Source organism: Microcoleus sp. AR_TQ3_B6 (assembly GCF_036702785.1).
In the GTDB taxonomy this organism is placed as follows: domain Bacteria; phylum Cyanobacteriota; class Cyanobacteriia; order Cyanobacteriales; family Microcoleaceae; genus Microcoleus.
The window spans coordinates 1-1913 of the sequence record NZ_JAUBVJ010000226.1 but is presented as its reverse complement, the minus strand read 5'-3'; the positions used below and the strand labels follow the sequence as shown (position 1 = coordinate 1913).

2 protein-coding genes and 1 pseudogene are annotated in these 1913 nt (G+C 54.1%); all 3 read right to left on the bottom strand.

What is annotated here, in order from left to right:
• A pseudogene (locus tag QUB56_RS36825) lies at window positions 1-1136 on the bottom strand (integrin alpha); the annotation flags it as partial.
• Between the two features lie 4 nt (window positions 1137-1140).
• Window positions 1141-1404 carry a hypothetical protein gene (locus tag QUB56_RS36820; protein ID WP_332961289.1) on the bottom strand — a complete coding sequence of 88 codons (264 nt, stop codon included), beginning with the start codon at window positions 1402-1404 and terminating at the stop codon, window positions 1141-1143.
• Window positions 1405-1631: 227 nt separating this feature from the next.
• A partial coding sequence (locus QUB56_RS36815) for a M10 family metallopeptidase C-terminal domain-containing protein (RefSeq protein ID WP_445243453.1) occupies window positions 1632-1913 on the bottom strand: 282 nt, incomplete at its 5' end.

Here is a 1913-nt window from a genome sequence, read left to right as displayed (position 1 = left end):
TTAATCGCAAAGCCGTTGCTGCCGTTGAGCGCGGACAGGTTGAAACTGGCACCAAAGCCACTGTTGCTGCCAAACACCACATAACTTTGCCCTGCAGAACTGATGCCGTTGGGGGAGGCCTGGAGTGCCCCGATAATCAGGTCATCAAAGCCATCGCCGTTGACGTCCCCGGCGCTGCTGACCGAGACGCCTGAGAGGTCATCCGTCGCGATGCCGTTAATCGCAAAGCCGTTGCTGCCGTTGAGGTCCCAGAGGTTGAGAACCGCACCAAAGCCACTGTTGCTGCCAAACACCACATAACTTTGCCCTGCAAAACTCATGCCGTTGGGGGCGGCACCATATGCCCCGATAATCAGGTCATCAAAGCCATCGCCGTTGACGTCCCCAGCGCTGCTGACCGACCAGCCCGATCGGTCAAACCCTGCGATGCCGTTAATCGCAAAGCCGTTGCTGCCGTTGAGGTCCCAGAGGTTGAGGACCGCACCAAAGCCACTGTTGCTGCCAAACACTACATAACTTTGCCCTGCTTCCCTGATGCCGTTGGGGTCGGCACCGAGTGCCCCGATAATCAGGTCATCAAAGCCATCGCCGTTTATGTCCCCGGCGCTGCTGACCGACTTGCCTGAGTAGTCAAGGGCCGCGATGCCGTTAATCGCAAAGCCGTTGCTGCCGTTGAGCTTTGATAGGTTGAGGCCCGCACCAAAGCCACTGTTGCTGCCAAACACCACATAACTTTGCCCTGCTTCCCTGATGCCGTTGGGGTCGGCACCGAGTGCCGCGATAATCAGGTCATCAAAGCCATCGCCGTTGACGTCCCCGGCGCTGCTGACCGACGAGCCTGAGAAGTCATACGCCGCGATGCCGTTAATCGCAAAGCCGTTGCTGCCGTTGAGCTCGGACAGGTTAAAGCTGGCACCAAAGCCACTGTTGCTGCCAAACACCACATAACTTTGCCCAGAACTGATGCCGTTGGGGTCGGCAAAGAGTGCCCCGATAATCAGGTCATCAAAGCCATCGCCGTTGACGTCCCCGGCGCTGCTGACCGACGAATCCGATCGGTCATCCGCCGCGATGCCGTTAATCGCAAAGCCGTTGCTGCCGTTAAGCGTTGAGAGGTTGAAGGTTGGTCCAAACATAGTGTTAGTTCTTCCTTGCTCTTGTTAGTTGAAAGTTTTCACCTCCCGACTTTTTTCCAAAAGTCGGTTTTCTTGCTTTAGCCGCCGATCGACTGCTGACAAATTGCAGCATCGGTGCATTCTCAAGCGTTATTTTGATGGCGGGCTGATTGATTGAATTGAGTTGTCCTTTGATGCACTTTGGTTGTATTAGTGGACGTGTTTTGAGATTCTCTGCCCTCGAATCAATGGCGCGATCGCCACGCTTGTATATATCGATGAAAATCAATTGTTAAAAAGGCTTAATTGGGGCGATTCGGTATTAGGTTTAAGGCAGCTTATCGAGTCAAAGGCAAGCTCTGGGGAAAGCCTGAGCTGCCTTGATTTCATCTCATATCATGTCCGGTCGATTCCCTCCGCTTCGCTTCGCCCGACCTCAGGTAGGGGCGGGTTCACCAACCATATCTGCCAACAATTGACAATCTCAAAAACCCGCCCGGCCCGGCCGCTGCGCTTCTAGACTTCTACGAAATTCGAGGCAGTCAGAGTATTAGTATTCACCCCAGTCAGGACGGCTAAAACGTCACTACCAATCAGAATCTCATTCCCGGAGAACGACAGATTCCCAAAGGTTAAACCCCCACTCAGACCAATTTTGTCGGTACCCAAACTGAAGTCAGTAATCGTATCGATGCCCTCGCCGGAGGCAAACACGAAGATATCCTTGCCGTTGCCACCGGTCAAGGTATCGCTACCGAGTCCACCCATCAAGGTGTCAGCGCCATTGCCGCCAATCAA